The sequence below is a fragment of the Pseudoalteromonas sp. P1-13-1a genome (assembly GCF_001401875.1).
Taxonomy (GTDB): Bacteria; Pseudomonadota; Gammaproteobacteria; order Enterobacterales; family Alteromonadaceae; genus Pseudoalteromonas.
Genome location: NZ_LKDV01000025.1, coordinates 42,287 through 66,068, shown reverse-complemented (window position 1 = coordinate 66,068; position 23,782 = coordinate 42,287). Strand labels below are relative to the sequence as shown.

Genomic DNA, 23,782 nt, shown 5'->3' with positions numbered 1-23,782 from the left:
AGTCACTTCTCCAGGTATTCTCCTTCGCTTCTCGGTGGTGAAACAATCACTTTATACCTCTGTTAAAGCGTTGCTTTTAAAACGCCAGCTAGCTGCGCTATTACAGCCCATTTAACTTATGCGGGTTACTTTTACTTTTATTCTCCCTGCATTAGCGCCGTAAAAGCGGCTTAAGTCGTTGGCAAAGGGACAAAACTCACCGGATTTAGCTACTTTTATGTCACTGCCACCAGCAATTTCAAACAGGTGTTCATCGTTTTGATTTATAGCACCTACTAAAGAAAACCATTGTGCGCGAGGAAGTCGTCTAAATGGTTCAAGTAATGCTATGGGGATTTCTTTTACACCTAATTGCACGTTATCGCGATGCCACCCACTGGCAGTACACTTTACGCCATCGTCGTACCAAAACTGGTTTGGATAAGGTGTAAAGCGATACGTAGCGCCTTGCTCAAGCATTAAACCGGTGGTGTTATATTGCTCTGAGGCAAATACCATTACATCTTGGCTTTGATTAATCCCAAGCACGCTCATATTTTGGTTAGCGAGTGCAATGTGGGGGCTTAACCCGACAAAGCTTAATGTTGTGCCGTCGTTATAACTCATTTTGTAATGACGTTTTTTAAGCGATTCTGGGCGATAACTGGTTAGTTTATTAATCCGTGTAGCCACGCTTTGGTGAACTAATGGCTCAAGGTTGCTTGCTTCGTTATTAATCAGTACACAACATTCCCTGTCGACCAATTTAAAAATGGAATTAAACCAAAAGTAATTTTGCTGATGGCTTAAAGCCAGAGGATCGGGCGTTACGGTTACATCGTCTTGGTCAACTAATTTAGTGCCAGGCAATAAGGTTTCGTAGTCAATATCGTGGCTGGTTAATAAACTAATTTTAAGTGGTTGCTCAATTAACCATTCAAGCGCATAGCGCAGGCAAATATCAGCTAGGCCATCGCGGTAATAACCACCGCCAATATCTGAATGCGCCCCTGCAAACCAAAGCTCGGTAATATTATTTTGATGGTTCATTAGGGTGGGTTCAAATGCGCGGCGTTTTTCATCAAGTGCTACGCAGTGCAGTGCCTGCGAAATATTTTTGGCAATGGTGTGGTTTTCAAAAATAACATGCTGGGCTCCGCGTGTTGCTTTACTCACTTTTGATAAACCAATTGAGGCCACGGTATCAAATACACATACGTAAACATTATCGCTAATTAAAGGCTCTAGGATTTTTGCAAAACGCCGTGCAAGTGCGCCGCCCCGGCTAAAACCGGTAAGTAAAAGGGTATCGCCTAGTTGGTAATGCGTTTTAAAATCACGCATGGCTTGATTTAAAATACTGGCAACATCGTCACCACGTGGCGCTAAAGTTTGGTTTAAAATACGTTTTAGGCGGCTTCCTTTGGTGCCAATACCTTGATAATAAAAACTAAGCTGGTTTGTAAATGGGGTGGTGGGGGAGTCATCGAGCTTGCCGCCTAATAATAAATGCAGCTTAAGAATATTAGAAATACTACTGTCTTCTTTAAAATGATCTGAACTAAATTGTTCTGCATCGCGAGGCTCGCCCCCGGTACCATCAAAATTAAAAATTAGCGTTTTACCCGTCATAGCCCTAATCCTTTAATTGTTTTAAATACTCTACACAGGCAATGTTAAATATTAAAGACATTAATTTAGCTATATAGCACGCTAAGGGCATTAGCGTGCTTGGCGGGTTATTTAGTGATTATCAAACATATAATGATTTAGCTCTGTGCCTTGGGCAGGCTTAAGCGCTGGTTTTAGCTGAATTAACTGCTGATAAACCTCAGGGTAAAACATTTTTAATCGTGCTACGCGGGCTAAGTGGTTTGGCTCAAACTCCTTTACAAGTTGTAGCGCTAGTGGAACGTTTTTGCTTAATTTCCCTTGGTTATAGCTTTGTTCTAGCGCTAGGTCGAGTATATCTACGCCCAGCTTTTTTGTATCAGAGGGTATTTTATTATCAATTAAAAATTGCACTATATCGTTTGAGGCAAACATTGCTTGAAGGTATACGTCGCGGCCATACACGTCGGTAATCGAAAAATCAAAACCAGCGTGTTTTAGTTTTTGCCATTGACTAAGTGGAAGTTTGCTCAATCGAAGTAAATCACTCGGTGGCTTAGGTTCTACTCGGCTTTGCCAAAGAGTGATTAAATCATCAGGTTTTAACAGTAATAAAGAAAAAAGCGTATCCGTTTCGGCTTGAGTTAATACTGTACTAAGGCTGTACTCATACGCTTTTTGGTATTGCTCTTTAGATAATAGTTCGCTAAATGTGCTTTGGCTTCTACCGTATGAATGCTGATTGTTTTGTGAAGCAAACCAGTAGTTAACTAATACAGGGTCTATTGCGTGCAAAACGGCTGGGGTGTTATCACCGTGTTCTTCATTTGCATTCCAAACTTGATTGTAAGCTTGCCTTGTATCAACCAACTGTTCGGCGGTTTTTAACTCTTTATGTAGATCATTACAATTGCTACTACGCGCTTGTAGCTCATTTTTTTGTTGTTCTAGGTCTATTAAATAAGTAGCTATGGCAGAATTATCGTTAGTTGTTACTTTAGGTAACTCTGCATTGCTTATTCTACCTATAGGGCTAAAGTAAGCGTATTGCGTAGGGTTGTCCTGCTTATTAATATAGGCACCTTGCTGGTAAATAAAGTCATTTACAAAAAATACCCCTTGGTTATTTAGGTCGTTATTCGCATTGCCGCTATGTGCCTTGTAACCACGCTTTTTAAGATAGTCCAAAAGCTGGGTGTGTTTAGTATCTAATGGGGCTAGGGTTAAGTTGCCGCTTTTTGGCAGGTTTACAATAGCTACGTCTAACCCTGTAAATAAACCAGGCTCGTTGGTTGGCGTAATCCCTTTTGCTTGTAGTGCTTCTACAAGGGGTAAATTAAATTTACTGACCGCAATATCAGCTAAGTTATATAAAACAGTGTTTTGTTCGTATAGCGGCATAGCATCTAGCGCGGGAACTTGCTGTAAAAGGGCAATAATATATTGATTAGGTATATCATTTTTTATAGCGGTAGCCACTTCATTCACTGTAAATTGGTTAGATGAAATAGCTTGCTCAAACTCTTTAAGCGAGAGTTTATTTGCGTTAAGTACGAATAATGTTGCTGGGGATATTACCTCACTGCCCTCAACTTTAATAAACGATTGCACATAAGTTGTAAATGTATCGGTGTTGCTTAATAAAGCGTAAAGCGTTTCTTTTTGTACATTTTCATCAACAGGCAAGCTAATAGTAAGCCCCGGTGGAGCCGTGCTACTGTTGCCTAAATCTTTGAGTAGTTTTTTTACTTTGTCGTTGGTGAGGTTTTTAATTGCTTCAATACCTTGCCAACTAGCTAACTCGTTTAAAGAGTGAGTAATGTTAAGTTGCTGCTTTTGCCCAGCAACAATGGCGTCTTTTAAAAGGGCAATGTATGTGCGTTGATTAAGCTTTGATAAAGTTGAATACTTTAAAAGCGTGGATACCGATGTCCCTTTTTTGAGTTCACTTACAAAAAATGAAACAAGCGACTGATTCAAGGTTTGTATTTTAGTACTTTGTTGTTGTGATTGATCTCTACACAGGCTAATTTGCTTTTTTAGTTTATTAACTACCTGTAGGGGTGAGTCCTCACTTGGCTTCTTTTTATTAACTATACTGGGCTCAGTGGTGGTTGGTTCCACTTTTTCAGTGTGCTCAACATCTTCAAAATGAGGTTGAGTTTGGAAAAAATAAACAGCCAAGGCAGTGATTGTTACAATCCCAAAAAGTACTTTTTTCATTAGCGTCAATCCCTTGAATTCACAAATATATTTATCTACATGGTACTCTTTTAAATACGCATAAAGCAAAAAAGCTTTAAAAGATAATTTACATTACCTATTAAAGCTTTTTGACTATTTAGCTGGTGTATATGTACTAGTGCAATTTCATTTTAGGGCGTACAACACGCAGTACTTTTTCGCTTATCCATAATGCAAAGGTTTTTGCGCTGCCGTGTATGGCGCGCTGGTGCATACGATACAGCGATATATACATAAAACGGGCAATTTTACCTTCTATAAAAAAGGTATTGCTGGTTAAGTTACCCATTAAATTACCTACCGTACTGTAGCGCGATAAGTTAACGAGCGAGCCATGGTCGCTATATTTAAAGCCACACAAAGGCTGTTGTTTTAAAGTCGCAATGAGGTTTTTTTCTACACACAGCGCCATTTGATGCGCCGATTGTGCGCGCGGTGGAACGAGCTTTCCGTCTTCTTGGGTAAAGGCGCAGCAATCACCAAGTACAAAAATGCTTTCATCTACAGTGCTTTGTAAAAACTCGTTAACCTTAATTTGGTTGCTACGGGTAAGCTCAAAAATACCTAAATCTTTAATAAAGTCAGGCGCTTTTACACCGGCAGCCCACACCATTATATCGGCGTCTATGTGTTCTTCGTCTTTTGTTATAAACCCTTGCTCGGTAGCTTCTTTAACCTGTGTTTGCTCTCGCACGTTTACACCTAGCTTTAATAATTCGCGTTTTGCACTATCGGCAATGCGCTCGGGTAGAGCGGGTAAAATACGCGGCCCCGCTTCAATTAGGTGTATATGTAAACGCTTAGACGACATATTTGTAAGGCCATAAAGCTTCAGTAGTTCAGATACATGGTAAAGCTCTGCTGATAGCTCAACGCCGGTTGCGCCGCCGCCAACAATGGCAATATTTAATGATTGCTGTTGGTTATCGTCTTGATGCAGGCGAGTAAAACTGTCGAGCAGTGAATGCTGAAAACGCTCAGCTTGCTGGTTTGAGTCTAAAAAGTAGCAATGATCTTTTATACCTGGGGTATTAAAGTCGTTACTTACACTGCCTATGGCAATAACAAGGTGATCGTAGCGTACGCTACGCTTTGGCAAAATAGTGTGGCCTAGTTCATCAAGATGCGGCGCGAGGGTAATGGTTTTGTTGCTTTGGTCTATGTCGCAAAATGTACCAAGCTGAAAATTATAATGATGTTTTGCAGCGTGGGCTGAATACACAACGCCATCTAAATCGGGGTCAATAGAGCCTGTCGCTACTTCGTGTAGTAACGGCTTCCATATGTGGGTACGGTTTTTATCGATTAAAAGAATTTCGGCTTGTTTTCTCTTCCCTAATTTATGCCCTAATTGTGTTGCTAGCTCTAGTCCGCCTGCGCCACCGCCAATAACGACGATTTTAGGTTTAGTTATATTCATAGCAATGCCCTTAAAAAATAATATACCCAAATAATCTGCTTATAACGCTTATAAAAAATCACTTGGGTATACAAAATTAGCTTGGCTGTTAGCACCATTGAGCATCTGCTGCGTATTTTGCGCCTAAATAAAACATATGTCAGCAATTGATAAGCTTATTTGTTGTATACTAAGGTCTAAATTGCCTTGATATGAAAAATTTAGCGCTTTACAGGGGCCTAACATAAAGGCGTTACTTTACAGAAAAGGCAGCTTGCTTTAGTAGGGTATAACGCTGATATTAAATGCTTTTAAATCTTTTATTGTATTGATCTAAAGTAGGTTTTTCTGGTTTGTTGATTGTTGCAACAAAGCCGCTAATACTTGCAATTTATGGTTAATCCAAATTGCTTTTAATGCCAACAGGCACTCTTATATTGAGATGCTTTGGGGTATATGCAAATATTTCATTTACGTTGCACTTTTGCTGTTAAAGCCTATTCCCTAGCCTAAAAGGATATTTATGACCACGCCATTAATTACATCACTTGAGCAGCATTTTGGTTTTAGCCAATTTAGGGCAGGGCAACAGCAAACTATTGAGCAGCTTTTAAATGGGCAGTCGTCACTGGCTATATTTCCTACGGGGTCGGGTAAGTCGTTGTGTTATCAGTTAACAGCTATGCATTTACCTAACTTAACTTTGGTGGTGTCGCCTTTACTTGCATTGATGAAAGATCAAATTAGCTTTTTAAATAGCAAAGGTATTTACGCGGCAAGCCTTGATTCGGGCCAAGACCAAATGCAAAGCAGCACTGTAATGAACGATGTGCGAAATGGTAAAATTAAAGTATTAATGGTGTCGGTTGAGCGTTTTAAAAACGAGCGTTTTAGAGAGTTTATAAGACAAGTTGCGCTGTCTATGCTGGTGGTAGATGAGGCGCACTGTATATCGGAATGGGGCCATAACTTTAGACCCGACTACCTTAAACTACCGCGATACCGCGAAGAGCTAAATATTCCACTGGTACTATTACTTACCGCTACCGCCACTAAAAAAGTAAAACGCGATATGAGTGAGCGTTTTAATATTGCCCCAGAGTGTATTGTACAAACGGGCTTTTACCGCGCTAACCTTGATTTAAGCGTACTAAGTGTAAAAACAGCTGATAAAAATACTGAGCTTACTAACATAGTGCGTGCGCAAAACGGCCCGGGAATTGTGTATGTAACGCTTCAGCAAAGTGCTGAGCAAGTAGCAAACACGTTAAGTGCGCAAGGTATACAGGCGGTTGCATATCATGCAGGGCTTGAAGATACACTTAGGTGGCAAATTCAAGATGATTTTATGGCGGGTAAAATTAACGTAGTAGTAGCAACTATAGCCTTTGGTATGGGCGTTGATAAATCAGATATTCGCTTTGTTATTCATTACGATTTACCAAAATCAATTGAAAACTACAGCCAAGAAATTGGCCGAGCAGGGCGCGATGGCAACCCATCAAACTGCTACACCCTGGCTAATTTAGATGGCCTAAACACAGTAGAAAACTTTGTGTACGGCGACACCCCTGAGCTTAGCGGCATTGAATACGTAATTAACGATATTAAAGCCCAGCCGCAGCAATGGGAAATGCAAGAGTACAGCTTATCGAGCGAGAGTAATATTCGCCAACTAGCGCTTAAAACATTGCTGGTACAACTCGAGATGCAAGGCGCAATAACGCCGCAATATGCTTACTACGCCGATTTTAAATACAAGTTTTTGGTTGATAAAAACGAACTACTGAGCCAGTTTGACGAGCAGCGCCAAGCCTTTTTAACGCAAATATTTAGCCATACCGACTTTAAAAAAATATGGGGCACGCTTAATTTCGACACCCTTACACAAGCCGCGCAGGTTGACCGTAAACGCGTAGTGGCCGCGCTTGACTACCTAGCCGAAAAAAACCTAATAACCCTTGAAACCAAACGTATTACCCAAGTGTACAAAGTGCATAGTGAGGTGATAAATAACCCTGAGCTTGCAAAGCAATTACACAGCTATTTTAGTGAAAAAGAACAAGCCGAGATTAAACGTATAGCTGCATTGGTACGCTTTTTTGAGCTACAAAGTTGCTTAAGTTATAACTTAGCGCGTTATTTTGATGATAATAATGCCCCTGCGCAATGCGGGCATTGCAGTGTATGCCGTGGTAATGCGGTAAAGCTTGAGTATTCAATAGAGCCTGCTCAGATTGCCGATGACGTTATTTATCAAAAAGTGGATGAGTTTTTAGCGCACATGGCAATAAAAGGCATTCACAGTGTAGGTATTGAAACTCAGTGCCGCTTTTTAGCGGGCATGAGTGTGCCATTATTTGCTCGTAATAAAGTACGCCAACTGAGCGGCTTTGCGCTTTGCGAGCAAATGCGCTACAGCGATATAAAAGCAAAACTACTAGCGCGCTAATTTATAGCTATTTAATGCAATTGGTATGAGTTCCTGTATCCTAGTGGCTTACTCTTTTTTATTAAGTCACTATGCCTAACACTGTTATTCCAAGTAAAACTATCTCCTCTGCACCTGAGCCTGTAACCTGCGCTAATTGCCAGGCATGTTGCTGCCAATTAGAAGTGCGCATAGTGACCGACACGGGCGTGCCTTTTCAATACATTGATTACGATAAGTGGGGCAGCGAAGTAATGAAACGAGGTGACGACGGTTGGTGCCAAGCACTCGACCGTAACACGCTAATGTGTACTATTTACGAAAACCGCCCGCTTACGTGCCGCGAGTTCGAAATGGCCTCAAACGAGTGTATTACTGAGCGCGAAATAGCGGGTATTTAATACCAATCCGTAATAATACTTAATCGTTTTCAGGGACTAAACGTGCCACTATCTGCGTTAAAAAATTCTCATTTAGAACAACTAAATAGCGATTTTTTTGCATTGCTATCAACACGTTTATCCATCCTCAAAATAGATCACTTAATTATGTGGATTGGCATAATAAAAACATACGTGCAAATAATAAGGGGCTTGAAAGCCCCTTTGTTGTATGCGTTAAAAAATTACTTCACTTTAAAGTAACTAATGTATTGTTTTAATGTTGTTGAAAGGTCGGCTAGTGCAACGGCTTTTTGCGCATTGTTATTAAGCGATTGGCTGGTTTCTTGCGACATATTGGCAATTTCTTCAACGCCTGAACTAATTTGTGCAACGGTTGCTACTTGGTTTGATGTGGCTTCTACAATTTCAAGCACATTATTTAATGAGTCGTTGGCTTGTTGTTGTATTTGGTTAAGCAGCTCATTTGCCTCGTGGGTTAGAGTTAAGCCATTTTCTACCTGGGGTACGGTGGTTTCCATAGCGGTCACCGACGCTTGCGTGTTTTCTTGCACTTGTAAAATCATTTTTTCAATGTCGCCGGTCGCATCGCCTGTACGTTGGGCAAGCTGCCTTACTTCGTCGGCTACAACAGCAAAGCCTCGGCCAGATTCACCCGCTCTTGCTGCTTCTATTGCCGCATTAAGTGCTAATAAATTTGTTTGATCAGAAATACTGCGGATCACACTTAATATATCGCCAATGTGTTTTACATGTTCTTGCAGCACATTCACTTGATGTACGGTGGCTTTAACCGTTACGGAAATTTGCTCAATTTCGGCTGCCACCTTTTGCACTGCAATACTGCCTTGCTGCGATAATTGCGCGGTTACCTTTGAGTTATCTTCAGTTTGTTTAACAGAGCCTGCAACTGCGTTTATACTGCGGCTCATGTCTTCTAAGCTACTTACTGCAGAGTTTGTGTAGGTAACCTGCGCATCGGCTGCGCTAAGTGCTTGTTGTGAGCCAGAGGCAACACTTGCCGAGTGCGTAGAGAGCTCATCAGATGAATTAATAATGCTATCTACAATAGTTTTTAATTTACTTTGCATAACGGCTACTGAGGCCATCATGCTATTTGGGCAGCACGAATCTACATTTGCAGTTAAATCGCCTTGTGAAATTAGCGCTATTACTTTAGCGGCTTCTTGTGGCTCACCACCTACAGAATCTCTTATACGCAAACTAATTACGTACGCCACGCTTGCACCAATTAAAATAGCAAACGCAGTAAGCGCAATCATCCATACTGCAAAGGAGCTAGCTACTTCGCGGGTTTCAACGGTTGTGGCCTGATTTGCTTGCTCTTGTAAATCTATAAACTGGTTTATAGTGTTTAACCAAAGCGTAAATGCAGGGCGGGCATCGGTTAATAAAATACGCGACGCCTCGTTTAAGTTCTCGCTATTTTTAGCATTAATAACCGCTTTAATATACGGCTGCGTTTGTTGTTCTATTTGGTTAATTTTAGTTATTAACGCGCGCTCTTCGCTGCTCATTTCACTCACTAAAGCATGCATAGCACGACTTGAGGTTTGATAAAATGCATCCAGCTCTTTTATATCAGTTAACACTGTATTTAATGTGCTTTGCTCGGTTATTAAAACTACATCTCTAAGTGCTATAGCACGGTCGTGTACGCTACCTCTAAAGTTAATTGCGTAACGCTGTTTTACCGAATTTACGTCGGTCATATGCGTTATGTTGCTATTAATAAGGCTTACCCGCGATATACCAATCACAGTCAAAATAAGCATCATAGCTAAAATAATGCCAAAGCCCGTTACTAGGCGCATGTTGATTGTCATAGTTATTTTCCAATTTAAACACTAACCAAAGGTGATTAATGAGGTATTTATAATATTATGCACCCAAAAAAGTGCATTTAAGCAATAATAGACCGGTAATTGTTAATTTATTTTACAAATTTTATCGGGAGGAGTGCATTGTTGGGAATCATTGAAGCAGACGTATTAAAAAAGGGGCTTAAAAGCCCCTTTGGTTTATCTGTGTTTTGTACTTAATCGTATTTAGCTTCTAGCTCATTAGCCGTATGAAACTTTTCGTGGCTTTGTAATTGCTCATCGTATTTAACGAGGTTTTTAAAGTGGCCTAGCTGACCAGAGTTTTTAACAATTTCAACAATAAACGACATCATAATATCGGCACCAGTTAAGGTGTCGCCTACTAAATAACGTTTACCTTGCAGTCGGTCGTTAAAGTAGCTAATTACTTTAACGGTTTCTGCGTCTGCGTAATTTTCTAAAAAGGTTGTTTTAGCGCCATCTTTTAAAACAAACATTTTAAGTAATAGCGGTAAAATAGCTGAGCTTTCAGCAAAGTGCAGCCATTGCTGATAATCTACATATTCAGCGGTGCCTGCCTTTGGCGCAAATTTTCCGTTACCGTACTTAGTAATTAGGTAATCGGTAATGGCGCCAGATTCGGTAACAATTAAACCATCGTCTTCAATAACAGGTGACTTACCTAATTGGTGTACTTTTTTAAGTTCGTCAGGGGCTAAAAAAGTTTCTGTGTTGCGCTGGTAGGCAACAATTTCGTAATCAACATCTAGCTCTTCTAAAAGCCAAATAATACGTTTAGAACGGGATTTATTTAAATGGTGTAGTTTTATCATGTCAGTCCTTGTTGGCGTTACTGCGTGTGCAGTAACGCTTTGTAAAATTTAAAGAGGCTCGTTAATTTTAACCACGGTTTTACCAAAGTTTTTACCACTAAGCATATCGTTAAATGCGCTTACAGTGTTCTCAATACCTTCTACCATGTGTTCGCGGTATTGTACTTTGCCTTCTTTAAGCCATTTTTGCATGTCTTGTGCAAATTCATCGTAGCGATGGCCGTAATCGTCAAAAATTATAAAGCCTTGCATTTTAATACGTTTAGTAAGCAATTGGCCCATTAGCATACCCATACGGTCAGGCCCATCAGGCAGGCTGGTAGAGTTATATTGTGATACTAAACCACATAGTGGAACACGGGCTGCGGTATTAAGTAGAGGCAATACGGCATCAAACACTTTGCCGCCCACATTTTCGTAATAAACATCTATGCCATTATCACAAGCTTTTTCTAGCTGATCTGCAAAGTCATCGGCTTTGTGATCAATACAAGCATCAAAGCCTAGCTTTTCAACTGCGTGGCTACATTTTTCGCTGCCACCAGCAACGCCTACCACTTTACAACCTTTAATTTTAGCTATTTGGCCAACGGTTGCACCAACCGGCCCTGTAGCGGCGGCTACTACAACAGTTTCACCTTCTTTAGGTGCGCCAATATCAAGTAAGCCCATGTAAGCGGTAAAGCCTGGCATACCTAAAATACCCAGTGCGTACGAAGGATTCTCTGGCTCTTTACCTAATTGCATTAAGCCTTCACCATTACTAATGGCGTAACTTTGCCAACCAGTGTAGGCAAGTACCCATTCACCTTCGCTAAATTTATCGTTTTTAGACTCTTCTACTTGGCACACGGTAGCGCCTACCATTACATCGCCTACATTGACCGGATCGGCATACGATTTAGCATCGCTCATGCGGCCACGCATATAAGGGTCAAGTGAAAGGTATATAGTACGTAATAGTACTTCGCCATCCTCAAGCGCTGGTAAATCTACTGATTTCAGTTCAAAGTTTTCATCGGTTGGGGCACCGTGCGGACGTGATGCTAAAGTAAGTTGACGACTAGTTGCAGACATAAAAATCTCCTTTTGGGTTAACCCACTTAACGAGTGTTTATGCGTTTAATAACCTAATTGGCATAAACAATAATGCGCGCTAAGCAGTATATGTATGTACAAATTTGTACCTTATAACAGGAGTTTTGGGCGGGGGGCTGGTAATTCAACCTTTACAGAGTATTTATTCTAAATGGTTTATTTTAGTTTGCTAAAAATATGGCTATCGTAAAATACACCATTTTTATAAATGGCTTGTTTAAGTATGGCCTCGGCTTCAAAGCCGCATTTAGTCAGTGCCTTTATAGAGCCGGTATTACCAGCAAACACAGCGCCAAAAATACGGTTTAGATTTGAGTTTTTAAAGGCCTCATCGCAAATTTGTGTAATTGCGTGAGTTATTATTCCTTGCCCCCAAAAGTGACTATTAAGCCAATAACCAATTTCGCCACTGCGGTTGTACTCAAACTCTCCGGGCGTTATGCCAATGCACCCTGCAAATTGCTCATTTACAACAATGGCTTTAATAATCCCATTTTTAGCGCCTTGGTTTATCCACCAATCCGCATCGGCTTGCGTATACGGGAACGGAATTTTAGAGGATAGAAAACGCGTAACCTTTTCATCGTTTAAGGTTTTAATAATGTGTGGTGCGTCTTGTTGTTTAAAGTCTCTTAGGGTGATCATTGTTTTAATTAAGTGTGTGGTGCATACGAGGCAACTTAGCAAGCAATTAGAGATTGCACAATCACAAAGATTAACCGTTTACGCCTATAACTTTGTTTTAAAGTACTCTAATATAAGCAAAATATGATACCTGTTTAAGATACCTTTATGCACCCACACATAGCCGCCCTTTATAATAGTGCCCAAAAACCAAGCCGTTTAATTATAGGTTTAATGAGTGGTACCTCGTTAGATGGGCTCGATGTAGCACTGTGTAAAGTAACGGGCGCAGGTATAAATACGCAAATTGAAGTTTTAAATTTTACCACCGTTGAGTATAACAACGATTATAAAACTAAAATAAAGCAGGTATTTGCCAAACGAGAGTGCGATTTAGAACTAGTAACCTTACTGCATCCGTGGGTAGGTAAACTCCATGGCGATATGGTTAATCAGTGCTTACATACTTGGCAGGTAAAGCCGGCAAGTATTGATGTAATAGCCAGCCACGGGCAAACCATTTACCACTGCCCCCAGTCGCAGCATAATCATAAAAGCTTTACTAATGGCACATTACAAATTGGCGACAGCGACCAAATAGCCGTTACCACCGGCATTACAACAATTGGCGATTTTAGGCAAAAACATATAGCAGCTGGGGGCGAAGGCGCACCACTTGCGGTATATGGCGATTACTTATTTTTTGCAAATCCCAATGAAAACCGCATTTTATTAAACATGGGCGGTATTGCTAATTTAACGTTTTTACCTAAAAGCGGTGATGCAAATAGCGTATTTAGTAGCGACATAGGTCCAGGTAACACCATTATGGATGCGTACGTGCAGCAGCATTTTAAAGGCATGCACTTTGATGATGACGCAAAAATAGCTAAAGCCGGAAATGTAAATACACCCTTATTAAATGCATTGTGTGGCAACGACTTTTTTAAACTTGAGCTGCCTAAAACAACGGGGCCAGAGGTATTTAATTTAGCGTACTTGCATGCTGCTCAGCTGCAAACAAATACACAGCACTTAAGCCATGAAGATGTAATGGCTACTTTAAATATGTTTAGCGCGAGGGTAATTGCAAATGCGTTAAATGAATGCGGGCAAAGTGCTAAAGAGTGTGTGGTGTACGCAAGTGGTGGCGGTATTCATAACCCGTTATTAATGGCGCACCTTAATGCGCTGTGCCCAAGTATAAAAGCGTTTAAAAATACCGATGATTTGGGCATAGACCCTGATGCAAAAGAGGCTGTATTATTTGCTATTTTAGCAAACGAATGCCTAGCCGGTGAGCAGCAACACCTAAATAACACTGCGCAGGGTATTGTTGGGGTGACTATGGGTAAAGTGAGTTTTGCTGATTAAGCTTTTGTAAATTCGTATATCAACACATTAAAAAAACGAAAATAAACTTGAGCTCATATTACGAAAGTACTTTTTAACGCCGTGAGGCTTAACTTGGCTTTTAAGCTGCTGTTGTTTTTTATAACCTGCCTCAAATGCAGTTACTTGCATATCAAACTGCAAACTATTTTTTAAAGTGGCGTTTAAGCCGTGCAGCATTAATTGCATTACCAAGCAGTGGCTTTGGGTAATTTTACTCAAGGTTAAATACACATAGCCACGCTCTAAATCGGCATTAGTGAGTGCTTTTTCAGTAAAGTATTGCGCATCACGGGCACTGGGATACGTTGCGCTCAACGAAATAATATCGTTTTCGTGGGCGTCGTCGGGCAATACGCATTGCAGCGTTATTTCATGCATAGCACTGGCTTGTAAGGTTAACTGCTCGTATTCCATTGTGTGGCCCATCGCCGCAGAGAGAGGATCTTCAAAAGACTGTAACGCAAATGTGAGTTGCGTCATTGGTGTGCTCATTTACTTCAACTTCTAGATTATAAAAAATACAGTTCGAGTTTAAATTATCACCTATTTTGATTGCAGTTTTATGACAAATTGCACATAAGTGGATAATCGCAGTTTTTAGATCAAAAAAGATCGCTATATGTTCTTTCTCATTCAACTTTGGAATGGTTTGTCACACATCTGGAATGAAGAGCTATATGTGGCAAGGCTTGTAGCGGTGGTGTTATTGTTCCTTATTTGGGTTTTTATCATAAGGTTTGGAATTTAGTTTTTAGGCTTAAAATCAATAAAACGTAAAATCGAGATGCCAATCTAAAGTTTCATTCTTTATTTTTTTTGGTTCAATACACTATGGATAGCGGTATATTGTTGGAACCCGTATTAAAAGACTGTCCTCATAGGCCAAGTTATTTGACGCTAAAAATTTAGCAAGGCGTTTATGAGCGAATAGCAGATGGGTGCTAACTCATTTTTGGGTAAAAATAGTCAGTTACATTACTAAATTAGAGAACAACGGATTATTTAGAGTATTACAAAAACCACTTATCTAGAGACCGACTCTAGAAGCAATTCATAAAAACGTTTTGTAGCTTGTCCCGTTTTTGCCCCTTTAGGTAAAGTCAGATGTAATGGAACCTGATAACCACCGCCATTTTCCACATTCAAAATAGCCAGTTTCCCACTACCTCGGCTATCAACAATATGCTTTGGCAGCCTGCAATAACCCACACCCTGTTCTACCGCACTAAAGGCATGGTCGAAATTATCAACCGTAATACGCTGACTCGACTTCAACCAACCCACATCTTTTTTCTCGCCCAGCTTTTCAACCGAACCTAAATCCCTCACCACGATTTGTGGTAGCATCGAGAGCTGATTGAGCGATATAGACGTCATCCTAGTTAACGGATGTGAGCTCGCCACAACGGGCTCCATCATGGTAAAACCAAAGGCTTCCGCAGGGTAATTGGTAATGGGTAGATTAATAATGGCAACATCGGCCACTTCTTGAGAGACCATTTCAGTGGTCTTCGATAGCGAAGTTTCTACCACTTGTATCGATGTACTGTTATTTTCAGCTAGAAAATTAACCATCGGTTGATAAAGGCGCTCAAGACAGCACAAATGATCAACTGCGACCACTATTTCAGACTCAACCCCCTTTGCTAACTGCGCACTGATCAGCTCAAGTTCTCGCGCTTGTTCTAGTATGCTGCTAGCCCTGCGCAATAACGCTTTACCGTCTTCAGACAACACTGCTCTGCGACCTTCAACCTGAACCAACGACACACCTAGTTGACCTTCCAATTTTCTCAACGCATAAAGCAGCGTGGTATGGCTCTTATTTAGTTGCAATGCCGCAGCCTGAATGCTTCCAGCACGATCTATCTCATAAAGAGTTTGCCATTGATCTAGGGTTGTTTTTAATTTCATCGGTCTAAAATCCTGACAGTTAATGGCAATATTATGAACTTTTTTGTCTATTTTTTACAGGTAATATATATCCTAACTGGCAATCAAGCCTCTTATGTTTGCGATTTGACCATGAGTCTCAGCGCAATACCATGTATCTGTTTGGAGAAATAACCATGAAATTATTACAAGTCGATTTTGAATTTAACGGCCCATTTGGCGAAGAGATGTCGAACGCACTCGTTGACCTAGCAAAATCTATCAACTATGAACCAGGTATGATCTGGAAAATATGGACAGAAAATCAAGCCGAAAAACTGGCTGGTGGTGTTTACCTTTTTGAAGACCAACACAGCGCAGAGATTTACCTAGCAATGCATAGCGCACGCTTAAAAGAGATGGGCGTGGATGAGGTCCGCGGTGTGATTTTTGACGTGAACCAACCATTAACTACCATTAATAAAGGCCCGATCAACGGCTAATTCAACCGTTCATTCTTGAGTAAAAATAGAAATAATGATGAGGCCTAAATTTTATAGATATTACATGTAAAAAATTAGGCCTAATCTCATACAATAACTCCTGATGTAAATCGAACGAAACAAGTAATGGGTCAAAACCAATTTGCAAAATATGCAGTTTGCTAACTCGAAAAGGGGCAGAAATGAGTTAAACTGGAAGTGCAGTTTATAGCAATAATTCGAACTTTGGCTAAGAGCGATCAGCAGACGATCGATCAAAATCATTTTTGAACATGAATCTTCTAAAGTCCTTGCTAGGTTCTGATGGACGGGGTTAGGAAAAGTATGACTAATTCCCCCCCGCTTTATTTGGGTTTAGATCAAGTTTGGGCGAAAGTAAGAAAAGGGTTAAAGGGGTCAAATCTTGACTTAAAAGGGTTAAAGGGGTCAAATCTTGACTTAATACATCAAGGTATACCAGTGCCTGCTGATGCCGCACTAGCGAAGTTTGCCAGCGTACGCCTATCAAATTAACTATAGCCTTATACCTTTAATGTAGTTGAGTGGCTAGTAACGTACGGGTGAACCCTTCCTGCGTTAATTGAGAAATAAGCTCAATTCCAGCATTGAATGGGAAATATTCAGACTCCTATTGGAAACTTACTTATCAAAGCCTCGCCTTATAGGGGGCTTGCGTTTTTTATTTGGTTTTTAGGCTTTAACTAATCAAAGCATTAAATAGAGATTCCAAATTAAAAATTCATACTTACCTTAAATGTTTTGGGGCGGTTATGGGCGAGGTATAGTCTTTCTGATGAATCGTTATTAACTTAGTAAGGGAAAATTTACCGCTTTTTGACATGCTTATATAAACTTCAGAAGACATAATATTTATAGCCGACAATAGCTTACACTATTTCCATTGATATAAGTTCATTAAATGGGGATGTTTTCGTGCTAAAATAGGGTAAGTGTTCTCTAGTAAGGTTGTTAGCTGCTTTGAGGCTAATCATTAGTAAGGTGTGGTGATGAGAGTTTTAGTAACAGGCTCTGCCGGTAGAGTCGGGCGTGCAATCTATATTAAATTAATGCGCACCCATGACGTGGTTGGCATTGATAAAACGCCTTGCTCAACAGCCGATTACATTGGTGATATTCTTGATAGTGATCTGATTGAACGGGCTCTTAAAAATGTTGATGTCATCATTCATACAGCGGCTCTTCACGCTCCCCATGTGGGTTTAGTACCTGATTCTGCGTTTCAGTCTATTAACGTAGACGCGACCGAGAAACTCGCTCTGGCTGGATTAAAAGCAGGTATTAAGCACTTTATTTTTACCAGCACTACTGCATTGTACGGCTATGCTTCAACACCTAAAGGTATTGCAGGTTGGATTAATGAAGACGTTACTCCTCAACCCAAGTCGATTTATCATAAAAGTAAAATTGCGGCTGAAGCTAAGCTAGAAGAAATTTCAAAGTTGTTTCAGCTTCCAGTTACTGTGCTGCAAATGTCGAGATGCTTTCCTGAACCTGCGGATTTAATGGCAGTATTTCGCCTTACTCGTGGTATAGATGCTCGTGATGTAGCAAACGCTCATTTATGTTCTGTGGAAAAACGCTTAAGTGGTTTTAATCGTTTTATAATCTCAGGCGCTACACCTTTTCAACTTTCTGATTGTGAAGCGCTATATACTGATGCTGCATCTGTCATCGAGCGTCAATGTCCTGACATCGCGCTAGCATTTAAACAAAGAGATTGGCAACTACCTCAAAGCTTAGATCGCGTATATGATTCATCATCTGCATGTGACAAATTAGGGTGGTCACCTATACATGGCTTTAAAAGCGTTTTGGAAATGCTAGATACTGAAACACCAGAAGTATTGCCAATTTTGAAACGCAGCTAACAAAGCAATTAAGAGTGATTCGGCATGGGTAGCATTTTTACTATGCATTGCTTTTAACATTAGGCAAAGCGAGTTCGCCCTTAGTACACTTTTTTAAAAGTTTTTTACTTTGCCCCTAAACCCGTTTGCAAGTTTAGTTTATCGATAGCGGCCTGTACTAGCCCATAGCTCACCTTTTGTTCACTAAGTTTCACTGTAATTAGTACTTTCAAGCTAGTGGAGTAAGTACCAGCTTGATAAGTAACTTTCAAAGAGTGTGTATAATCATATTGTTTATAACAGCCCTATTAAAATAGCCCCTGTATTAAACGTAACGTGTAACACAGGGGCTTTATAGTTTTAGGTTAACCGATTAAACACGCTAAGCCCATTAAAACGAATACTGCAGCCTTAATGAGATTGCATTACCCGATGTGATAGTGCCGCCTGCCTCAAAGTAATCGGCTTTAATGTAGTCGGCCATAAATTTTATGTTTTTGTTTACGGTGTAGTTAACGCCAAGGGCGTAGGTTTTTGCGTCTTGGTTTTCTTGCTTGAGCTTAAGTAGGCTGTAGCGGCCTGTGATTTCCCAGCCTGGCTCTGAGCTTGCGCCTAGTTTTGCGTTTTTATACTTACGGTATCCGCCTGATAGTTGATAACCAAATTGCAAATAGCCGCCTTCGTAATCATTGGTTGACTCTTCAATACTGGTTACTTGTGCTTGTTGCCACTCGGCCATCATGGTAAATCTATCCTTAAGCCATAGTAGCTCTACGCCTTGTTGCGAGAGGTTATCGGCATTAATTTTATCGCCTTCTATTAATGAATCGGCGGTATAAACTTCAAGAGGTTCATTCACTCTAAATTCGTTGCCATCGTACTGCCTTTCACTAAATGCAACGCCAAGATGTAATAAGTTAGTATCTTGCTGCCATGGCACCCAAGTTACGCGCCCTGTAACAACAGACGTTGCTTCGTCTTCGTCGGGCTCGTAATAGCCTAGTTGCCAATTTACTGAGGCTATGTCTCCCGAAAGGCTAATACCTAAGCTACGCCCTGGTGAAAACGCTTCGCTTATCATGCTACGTTCGAGCATTAATAATTTACGCGAGCTGGTTAGTTTTTCTAGGCCAAAACCTTCTTTTTGTTGGCCTATGGTTAAATCGGCAAATTCCCAGCCAGAGTATTCTAGGTAGGCGTCTTTTATTTCGGTTTCGCCATCGGCAAAGCCAAGCTGAAATTTACTTTTCCAGTCTTTACTTATGTCTGATTTAAAACTTAGCCGTGCGCGGCGTATTTCAGAGGTGCTTTCTGAGCTGTTGCTGTCGTATTGCCCCTCTAGTAATGCGGTATCAAATTTGTTGTAGTCGAGCATGATATAGCCGCTTAGGTCTATATCGTCGTTAATTTTGGCAAAACTTGCGTTACTAACAAAGCAAAGCGCTGAAAGAGCCGCATAAGTAATCGTTTGTTTAGGGGTCATGTTAGGCTACCTTTGTTTGTTTTTCAGCTAAGTAACTTACTTTTAGTTGCGCTACGTCTCTTAAAAAGTCGATGTGTTCTATATCTACGGCCACTACGTTTAGGCCTGTGCGCTGTTTTAAATCGTTGATGAGTGTGGCTTGGTTTTGCGGGGTTATGTTTTCTATTCGCTCGTAGCACACGCTTTGTACTTCGTAGCGTTTGACAAATACGCTTGAGTCAATCAAAAAAGCAATTAAGCAAATAATGCCATTAAGAATACTTAGCTCAATTAGGCTCATTTGCCCTACAGAGGTCAGTAAAGCAATGGCAGTAACAAGGAATAAGTAGGTCATTTCTTTAATAGAAATAGACTCTGTGCGGTACCTTAGCATGGTGAATACGGCAAATAAGCCAAAGGCAAACTCCATCGACATATCAACCCCGTGCAGTAAAAAGGTAATAATAAAAACGCCTACGCCAAATAAAATAAACGAGCCTGCCACTACTGCATTTTTACTAAACCGAAAGTAACAGCCATAACAAAGTACAGCCAACGATAAGATGTTTATTAAAAAGCGGGAAAGAAAAATAAGATCTAATTTGGTCATTTTAATTATTCTCTAAAGGTAAAAGTGGGTTAGTGCGGTTAAGGTGTTTTAAACGGGCTAAAACAGGTTTAAAGCGGTTTACTTTTAAGCGCTCGGGGTAGAGCAAAGCACAGCCAATGCAGTATTTACTAAACGAGACTGGGAATATGTGGTGTTTGCTCATAAGCTTATAAAATGGCGAGTGTTTTGTTTTTTTACTTTGCTTAAGCTCGGCAATAAAAAAGCCCGGTAAGGTTATTTTGTTATCGCCTTTTGGGGTGTTGTACCACAAGTTAAAATCAAGCGTTAAGCGCTCGGCTTTTTCTTCGTTAGCTAGGGCTATGCGGTTATAGCCGCTTTGCTGTGTTACGTTTAAATGTGCAAAGTGGTTTTGCATTTGCTCTTTAATAAACGCCGTGTTGTTAGCGTGCTGGTTATTTTTTTCGAGCTTTATACGTGTTTTAACTGTGCGGCTTTGGTTGTTTTTTAGTTTTACTTCTAGGTATTCGGTAGCGGTATCAACATAGCGCCTTTGGCGTACTTTGTAGCGATTAAGCTTACCGTTATGGTGGGCTTTATATAAATCGAGTTCGGGCGTGTCAAAGTACTGATTATAATAAGAAAATAAACGTTTTCCTTGTATGTCAAGTACACGGTACTGCCCTTGTATATGAGTAAGCAGCTCAGGTAAAAACGATAGTGGTAGCATAAACTTGCTGTCTACACGGTTCATTAAATTAGCGTTGTTAAGATCGTTTAATCCGTAACCTTCAAACGGAATAAGTAACTCGTTAATTAAGCTTGTTAATGGGGTACGGGCATTTGGCTTTTCAGGTTGTGCCTGTTTATTTTTAGTGTTTATAGCAGTAATTGCTACTGGTGATATTGAAGCGTCCTTTTCAAAAATTTCATCCTTAAAACGTGCTTGAATTGTCATAATTTTCTCAGATTATTAAATTGCAAAGTAGTAAAGTGCAGTGCCAGCGTACTGGCACCGCACAAAGGATGGATTGTTTATCTTGAGCAAAATCCGCTGCCATCACCCGCTGAGGGCAATGTGCCATCAAGCTGCGCGGCCATATTTGCTACGCGGTACTGCATAAACGAGGTTAAGCCGTAAAACTGCCCGGTGGTAGAGGTTAGGTTTTGCTCAAAGTAAGTTGAGCCATAAAAGCTAGTTGGGTCGTTTTGTACGTGCTCACGAATTAAATCGGCTATTTCATTGACGCGTGCGTTAAATGTGTCGCTTGAAAGTGAGCCATTAATAAGCTGCGTTAAATAACTGTGGTATGTATCAAGGTTGTTTTGCTCGGCAAATACATTAGCAATTAATGGGCGCTCGCTTAATGCGCCGCTTACAGGCTCATCAATGTAAAGCTCTCTTACATCTACGCCATTACAGTTCATGTTAAATGTGCCGAATGACTCGTTAAAATCCCATGGCAAAATGCTAAATACGCCATCGTCATCATAAATATAGTAGTTATGTGCAAGCGGCCCGTGGTAGCTATCTAAATTAGACAGTGAAGTACTTACCGACATATAACGCAGCAGTGTATCTATATCTATGGTACTGGTTTCGCCTTTATCGAGCGATTCTACAAAGTTAATAAAGGCGCCGTTATCGGTGCTCTCTTCGTTGGTTTGCAGGTTTATATCGGTGTAGTTTTGTATGTCGTCACCTAGCCATAGTAAATCGCTGCCTGTGCCATCTGGCTTGTATAAATCGCCATTACTGTTGGCAAAGTGTTTTTCTACAAATTCGCCATCTACGGCTTCTACCATTAAGTACAAACCAAATAGTTCGCCGTTTACATAAAAGTTAACGTAGGCATGCTCAGGCGTTGGTACGCCCATTTCATCCATTAGCTCGTAGGCGATTACTTCACGCATATACGACGGGTCGTTGAACGAGTTTTGTAGTGTGAATTTTTTTAGCCCAAAAAACGTTTGCCCCGACACGTATTCGTTAATATCAACCTTAAAGCTGTAACGGTCGCTGCTAGAGTTTGCAACGCTGCTTAAGCTTGAGCCGCCTTTGGTGCGAATAGCCACGCTATCGAGTGTTACCCCATTAAAGGTAATAGCGGTTTCGTGGTACTCCTCATCTAGTGGGTTATCTAGAATGTCTTGCCAGTTTTCGTCGCTAATTGTAATAGAAAGCGTATTTACCGCTGTGGGTGTAAAGGCGGTTGCAACTGTATTTTCACTACTTGGGGTAGGTGTTAAAAACGCATGAGTAAAGCCTGTACTACTACTTAGGCCGTAACTAAAGCCTGTGGCTACATCACTTTCATCCCAGTCAATGTAGTCAACTACTTCATCGTTGAGTATTAAGCTTAGCTCGTCTTCTTTGCCTAGTTTAAAGGGTACGTAGTAAGTACCTGGATCTTCATCGGTGGCATAAATAGTAATGTATTGGCCTGCGTATAAATCTATGTCGGGCAGGGTTACGGGGTCTATGTCGTCGCTTTCATCAATAACTTTGTAGTTGGCTAAGTTAATTGTATTTTCGCTGTTATTGTATAGCTCAAACCAGTCATTGCCATCGTCTGCGGCACTTGCCACCACTTCGTTAATAACGAGTGGCCCGTGGGTTGCTTGGCTGTTTGAGCTGAGCTCTGTTGGAGTTAATACCGCAGTTGCATCGCTGCCATCTGGGTAGCGGCCATAACTGTAACCACTTAGTGCTTGGCCTTTTTTCCATGCGAGTTGTTCTATAATTACATTGTTACTGTAAAGGCTGACGGTATCGCTTGCGCCTAATTTAAACGCTACGCTTGGCAGGTCGCCTAAATCATCGGTGCTTGCGTAAATACGGTAAAACTCACCAGGCGATAACGTAATATCGGGTAGAGCAAATTGCTCGTTATTGTCATCACTTAGTGTGTAGTCTGCTAAATAAACATCGCTACTGCTTGTTACATAAAGCTCTATCCAGTCCTCGCCGCCGCTGCTGTCTTTTGCTACTACTTCGTTTATACGCAGTGGCGCATCTTCAGCAATTAGCGTGGTAACAAGTGTAGAGGTATCGGCTGTTTGGTTAGCTGCGCCCTGTGTTGGCGTTAGTGTTTGCGCGGTGCCGGTGCCATCGGTGTATAAGCCGTAACTAAAACCTTCAGCGGCTTCGCCTTCTTCCCAATCAAGTACAGAGATAGCAGTGCCGTCCTCGTATAACGTAACCGCATCGTCGCTGCCTAGTTTAAAGGTAACGTAATAACCGCTATCGGGCGGTGTATCGGTTTCATCAATGGCTTGAATAACAATAAACTCACCTTGCGAAAGCGCTACTGCGGGTAAAGCTTGAGGCGCTCTGTCGGCGTTATCATCAACAAGTGAAAATACCGATAAGTCGGCTATATCTTCAGTGGCGTATAGCTCAATCCAATCGTAGGTTGTATCGCTTGGGCTTGCGACAATTTCGTTAATAACTAAACCAGTTGACGTGATTGTTGATGATGAGTCAGTACTTTGATCTGTGCTGCTATCGGTTGTTTGCTCAGTACCGCCACAGCCATATAAAAATGTAGTAGAGGCGATAACTGAATAAAATATAAAAGGTTTTATATTCATGTATGCACGCTTATTATTTTATTAAAGTGGGCAAACTATAAAAATAGAAGGTGCAA

19 protein-coding genes are annotated in these 23,782 nt (G+C 40.8%); 6 read left to right on the top strand and 13 right to left on the bottom strand.

Features of this window, described 5'->3' with window-relative positions; genetic code table 11:
• Positions 1-111: 111 nt before the first annotated feature.
• The 3 genes from AN391_RS14835 to AN391_RS14825 all read right to left on the bottom strand — a co-directional run bounded on the left by AN391_RS14835 (position 112) and on the right by AN391_RS14825 (position 5,254).
• On the bottom strand, positions 112-1,611 hold the full coding sequence (locus AN391_RS14835; RefSeq protein WP_055016120.1) for a DUF2235 domain-containing protein: 1,500 nt from the start codon (positions 1,609-1,611) through the stop codon (positions 112-114).
• 111 nt (positions 1,612-1,722) lie between these two features.
• Positions 1,723-3,813: a hypothetical protein gene (locus AN391_RS14830; RefSeq protein ID WP_055016119.1), complete on the bottom strand. Its 2,091-nt coding sequence runs from the start codon at positions 3,811-3,813 to the stop codon at positions 1,723-1,725.
• A 136-nt stretch (positions 3,814-3,949) separates the two neighbouring features.
• Positions 3,950-5,254, bottom strand: coding sequence for an NAD(P)/FAD-dependent oxidoreductase (locus AN391_RS14825; protein WP_055016126.1), 1,305 nt, complete (start codon positions 5,252-5,254; stop codon positions 3,950-3,952).
• 502 nt (positions 5,255-5,756) lie between these two features.
• Here AN391_RS14825 and AN391_RS14820 point away from each other — a divergent pair.
• Together AN391_RS14820 and AN391_RS14815 are read left to right on the top strand one after the other, a co-directional pair.
• Positions 5,757-7,685: an ATP-dependent DNA helicase RecQ gene (locus tag AN391_RS14820; RefSeq protein ID WP_055016118.1), complete on the top strand. Its 1,929-nt coding sequence runs from the start codon at positions 5,757-5,759 to the stop codon at positions 7,683-7,685.
• Positions 7,686-7,756: 71 nt separating this feature from the next.
• Positions 7,757-8,065 carry a YkgJ family cysteine cluster protein gene (locus AN391_RS14815; RefSeq protein WP_055020172.1) on the top strand — a complete coding sequence of 103 codons (309 nt, stop codon included), beginning with the start codon at positions 7,757-7,759 and terminating at the stop codon, positions 8,063-8,065.
• Positions 8,066-8,289: 224 nt separating this feature from the next.
• Here the strand turns inward: AN391_RS14815 and AN391_RS14810 are convergent, their stop codons facing one another.
• From AN391_RS14810 to AN391_RS14795, 4 genes are all read right to left on the bottom strand, one after another.
• Complete coding sequence (locus AN391_RS14810) at positions 8,290-9,912, bottom strand: methyl-accepting chemotaxis protein (RefSeq protein WP_055016117.1); 1,623 nt, start codon at positions 9,910-9,912, stop codon at positions 8,290-8,292.
• Between the two features lie 212 nt (positions 9,913-10,124).
• Positions 10,125-10,742: a glutathione S-transferase family protein gene (locus AN391_RS14805; RefSeq protein WP_055016116.1), complete on the bottom strand. Its 618-nt coding sequence runs from the start codon at positions 10,740-10,742 to the stop codon at positions 10,125-10,127.
• Between the two features lie 48 nt (positions 10,743-10,790).
• The gene (locus AN391_RS14800; protein ID WP_055016115.1) at positions 10,791-11,819 is read right to left on the bottom strand and encodes an NADP-dependent oxidoreductase; all 1,029 of its coding nucleotides are present in this window, start codon (positions 11,817-11,819) and stop codon (positions 10,791-10,793) included.
• A 177-nt stretch (positions 11,820-11,996) separates the two neighbouring features.
• Positions 11,997-12,485, bottom strand: coding sequence for a GNAT family N-acetyltransferase (locus tag AN391_RS14795; RefSeq protein ID WP_055016114.1), 489 nt, complete (start codon positions 12,483-12,485; stop codon positions 11,997-11,999).
• 147 nt (positions 12,486-12,632) lie between these two features.
• Here AN391_RS14795 and AN391_RS14790 point away from each other — a divergent pair, with 147 nt between their 5' ends.
• Positions 12,633-13,838: an anhydro-N-acetylmuramic acid kinase gene (locus AN391_RS14790; RefSeq protein WP_055016113.1), complete on the top strand. Its 1,206-nt coding sequence runs from the start codon at positions 12,633-12,635 to the stop codon at positions 13,836-13,838.
• A gap of 27 nt (positions 13,839-13,865) precedes the next feature.
• On the opposite strand, the gene AN391_RS14785 is transcribed toward AN391_RS14790, so the two are convergent.
• Both AN391_RS14785 and AN391_RS14780 read right to left on the bottom strand, forming a co-directional pair.
• Complete coding sequence (locus AN391_RS14785; protein WP_055016112.1) at positions 13,866-14,351, bottom strand: hypothetical protein; 486 nt, start codon at positions 14,349-14,351, stop codon at positions 13,866-13,868.
• A gap of 531 nt (positions 14,352-14,882) precedes the next feature.
• The gene (locus tag AN391_RS14780; RefSeq protein WP_055016111.1) at positions 14,883-15,773 is read right to left on the bottom strand and encodes a LysR family transcriptional regulator; all 891 of its coding nucleotides are present in this window, start codon (positions 15,771-15,773) and stop codon (positions 14,883-14,885) included.
• 131 nt (positions 15,774-15,904) lie between these two features.
• On the opposite strand from AN391_RS14780, the gene AN391_RS14775 reads away from it, so the two are divergent.
• The 3 genes from AN391_RS14775 to AN391_RS14765 all read left to right on the top strand — a co-directional run bounded on the left by AN391_RS14775 (position 15,905) and on the right by AN391_RS14765 (position 18,123).
• Entirely contained in the window at positions 15,905-16,234 is a 330-nt protein-coding gene (locus AN391_RS14775) for a monooxygenase (RefSeq protein ID WP_327077729.1), read from the top strand.
• A gap of 324 nt (positions 16,235-16,558) precedes the next feature.
• Positions 16,559-16,747 carry a hypothetical protein gene (locus tag AN391_RS14770; protein WP_152967906.1) on the top strand — a complete coding sequence of 63 codons (189 nt, stop codon included), beginning with the start codon at positions 16,559-16,561 and terminating at the stop codon, positions 16,745-16,747.
• A gap of 494 nt (positions 16,748-17,241) precedes the next feature.
• Complete coding sequence (locus AN391_RS14765) at positions 17,242-18,123, top strand: NAD(P)-dependent oxidoreductase (protein WP_055016108.1); 882 nt, start codon at positions 17,242-17,244, stop codon at positions 18,121-18,123.
• 370 nt (positions 18,124-18,493) lie between these two features.
• Here the strand turns inward: AN391_RS14765 and AN391_RS14760 are convergent, their stop codons facing one another.
• The 4 genes from AN391_RS14760 to AN391_RS14745 all read right to left on the bottom strand — a co-directional run bounded on the left by AN391_RS14760 (position 18,494) and on the right by AN391_RS14745 (position 23,726).
• Positions 18,494-19,585, bottom strand: a complete 1,092-nt coding sequence (locus AN391_RS14760; protein ID WP_055016107.1) for an OprO/OprP family phosphate-selective porin — start codon at positions 19,583-19,585, stop codon at positions 18,494-18,496.
• Between the two features lies 1 nt (position 19,586).
• Positions 19,587-20,174, bottom strand: coding sequence for a DUF4956 domain-containing protein (locus tag AN391_RS14755; RefSeq protein WP_055016106.1), 588 nt, complete (start codon positions 20,172-20,174; stop codon positions 19,587-19,589).
• Position 20,175: 1 nt separating this feature from the next.
• Positions 20,176-21,090, bottom strand: coding sequence for a polyphosphate polymerase domain-containing protein (locus AN391_RS14750; protein ID WP_055016105.1), 915 nt, complete (start codon positions 21,088-21,090; stop codon positions 20,176-20,178).
• A gap of 77 nt (positions 21,091-21,167) precedes the next feature.
• Positions 21,168-23,726 (bottom strand): CotH kinase family protein, encoded by a 2,559-nt coding sequence (locus AN391_RS14745; RefSeq protein WP_055016104.1) that lies wholly within the window; start codon positions 23,724-23,726, stop codon positions 21,168-21,170.
• Positions 23,727-23,782: the final 56 nt, after the last annotated feature.

What these genes read in the sequence shown, in the direction of transcription:
- AN391_RS14835 (WP_055016120.1), bottom strand. Translation starts at nt 1,611, where the DNA reads ATGACGGGTAAAACGCTAATTTTTAATTTTGATGGTACCGGGGGCGAG.
- AN391_RS14830 (WP_055016119.1), bottom strand. Translation starts at nt 3,813, where the DNA reads ATGAAAAAAGTACTTTTTGGGATTGTAACAATCACTGCCTTGGCTGTT.
- AN391_RS14825 (WP_055016126.1), bottom strand. Translation starts at nt 5,254, where the DNA reads ATGAATATAACTAAACCTAAAATCGTCGTTATTGGCGGTGGCGCAGGC.
- AN391_RS14820 (WP_055016118.1), top strand. Translation starts at nt 5,757, where the DNA reads ATGACCACGCCATTAATTACATCACTTGAGCAGCATTTTGGTTTTAGC.
- AN391_RS14815 (WP_055020172.1), top strand. Translation starts at nt 7,757, where the DNA reads ATGCCTAACACTGTTATTCCAAGTAAAACTATCTCCTCTGCACCTGAG.
- AN391_RS14810 (WP_055016117.1), bottom strand. Translation starts at nt 9,912, where the DNA reads ATGACAATCAACATGCGCCTAGTAACGGGCTTTGGCATTATTTTAGCT.
- AN391_RS14805 (WP_055016116.1), bottom strand. Translation starts at nt 10,742, where the DNA reads ATGATAAAACTACACCATTTAAATAAATCCCGTTCTAAACGTATTATT.
- AN391_RS14800 (WP_055016115.1), bottom strand. Translation starts at nt 11,819, where the DNA reads ATGTCTGCAACTAGTCGTCAACTTACTTTAGCATCACGTCCGCACGGT.
- AN391_RS14795 (WP_055016114.1), bottom strand. Translation starts at nt 12,485, where the DNA reads ATGATCACCCTAAGAGACTTTAAACAACAAGACGCACCACACATTATT.
- AN391_RS14790 (WP_055016113.1), top strand. Translation starts at nt 12,633, where the DNA reads ATGCACCCACACATAGCCGCCCTTTATAATAGTGCCCAAAAACCAAGC.
- AN391_RS14785 (WP_055016112.1), bottom strand. Translation starts at nt 14,351, where the DNA reads ATGAGCACACCAATGACGCAACTCACATTTGCGTTACAGTCTTTTGAA.
- AN391_RS14780 (WP_055016111.1), bottom strand. Translation starts at nt 15,773, where the DNA reads ATGAAATTAAAAACAACCCTAGATCAATGGCAAACTCTTTATGAGATA.
- AN391_RS14775 (WP_327077729.1), top strand. Translation starts at nt 15,905, where the DNA reads ATGTATCTGTTTGGAGAAATAACCATGAAATTATTACAAGTCGATTTT.
- AN391_RS14770 (WP_152967906.1), top strand. Translation starts at nt 16,559, where the DNA reads ATGACTAATTCCCCCCCGCTTTATTTGGGTTTAGATCAAGTTTGGGCG.
- AN391_RS14765 (WP_055016108.1), top strand. Translation starts at nt 17,242, where the DNA reads ATGAGAGTTTTAGTAACAGGCTCTGCCGGTAGAGTCGGGCGTGCAATC.
- AN391_RS14760 (WP_055016107.1), bottom strand. Translation starts at nt 19,585, where the DNA reads ATGACCCCTAAACAAACGATTACTTATGCGGCTCTTTCAGCGCTTTGC.
- AN391_RS14755 (WP_055016106.1), bottom strand. Translation starts at nt 20,174, where the DNA reads ATGACCAAATTAGATCTTATTTTTCTTTCCCGCTTTTTAATAAACATC.
- AN391_RS14750 (WP_055016105.1), bottom strand. Translation starts at nt 21,090, where the DNA reads ATGACAATTCAAGCACGTTTTAAGGATGAAATTTTTGAAAAGGACGCT.
- AN391_RS14745 (WP_055016104.1), bottom strand. Translation starts at nt 23,726, where the DNA reads ATGAATATAAAACCTTTTATATTTTATTCAGTTATCGCCTCTACTACA.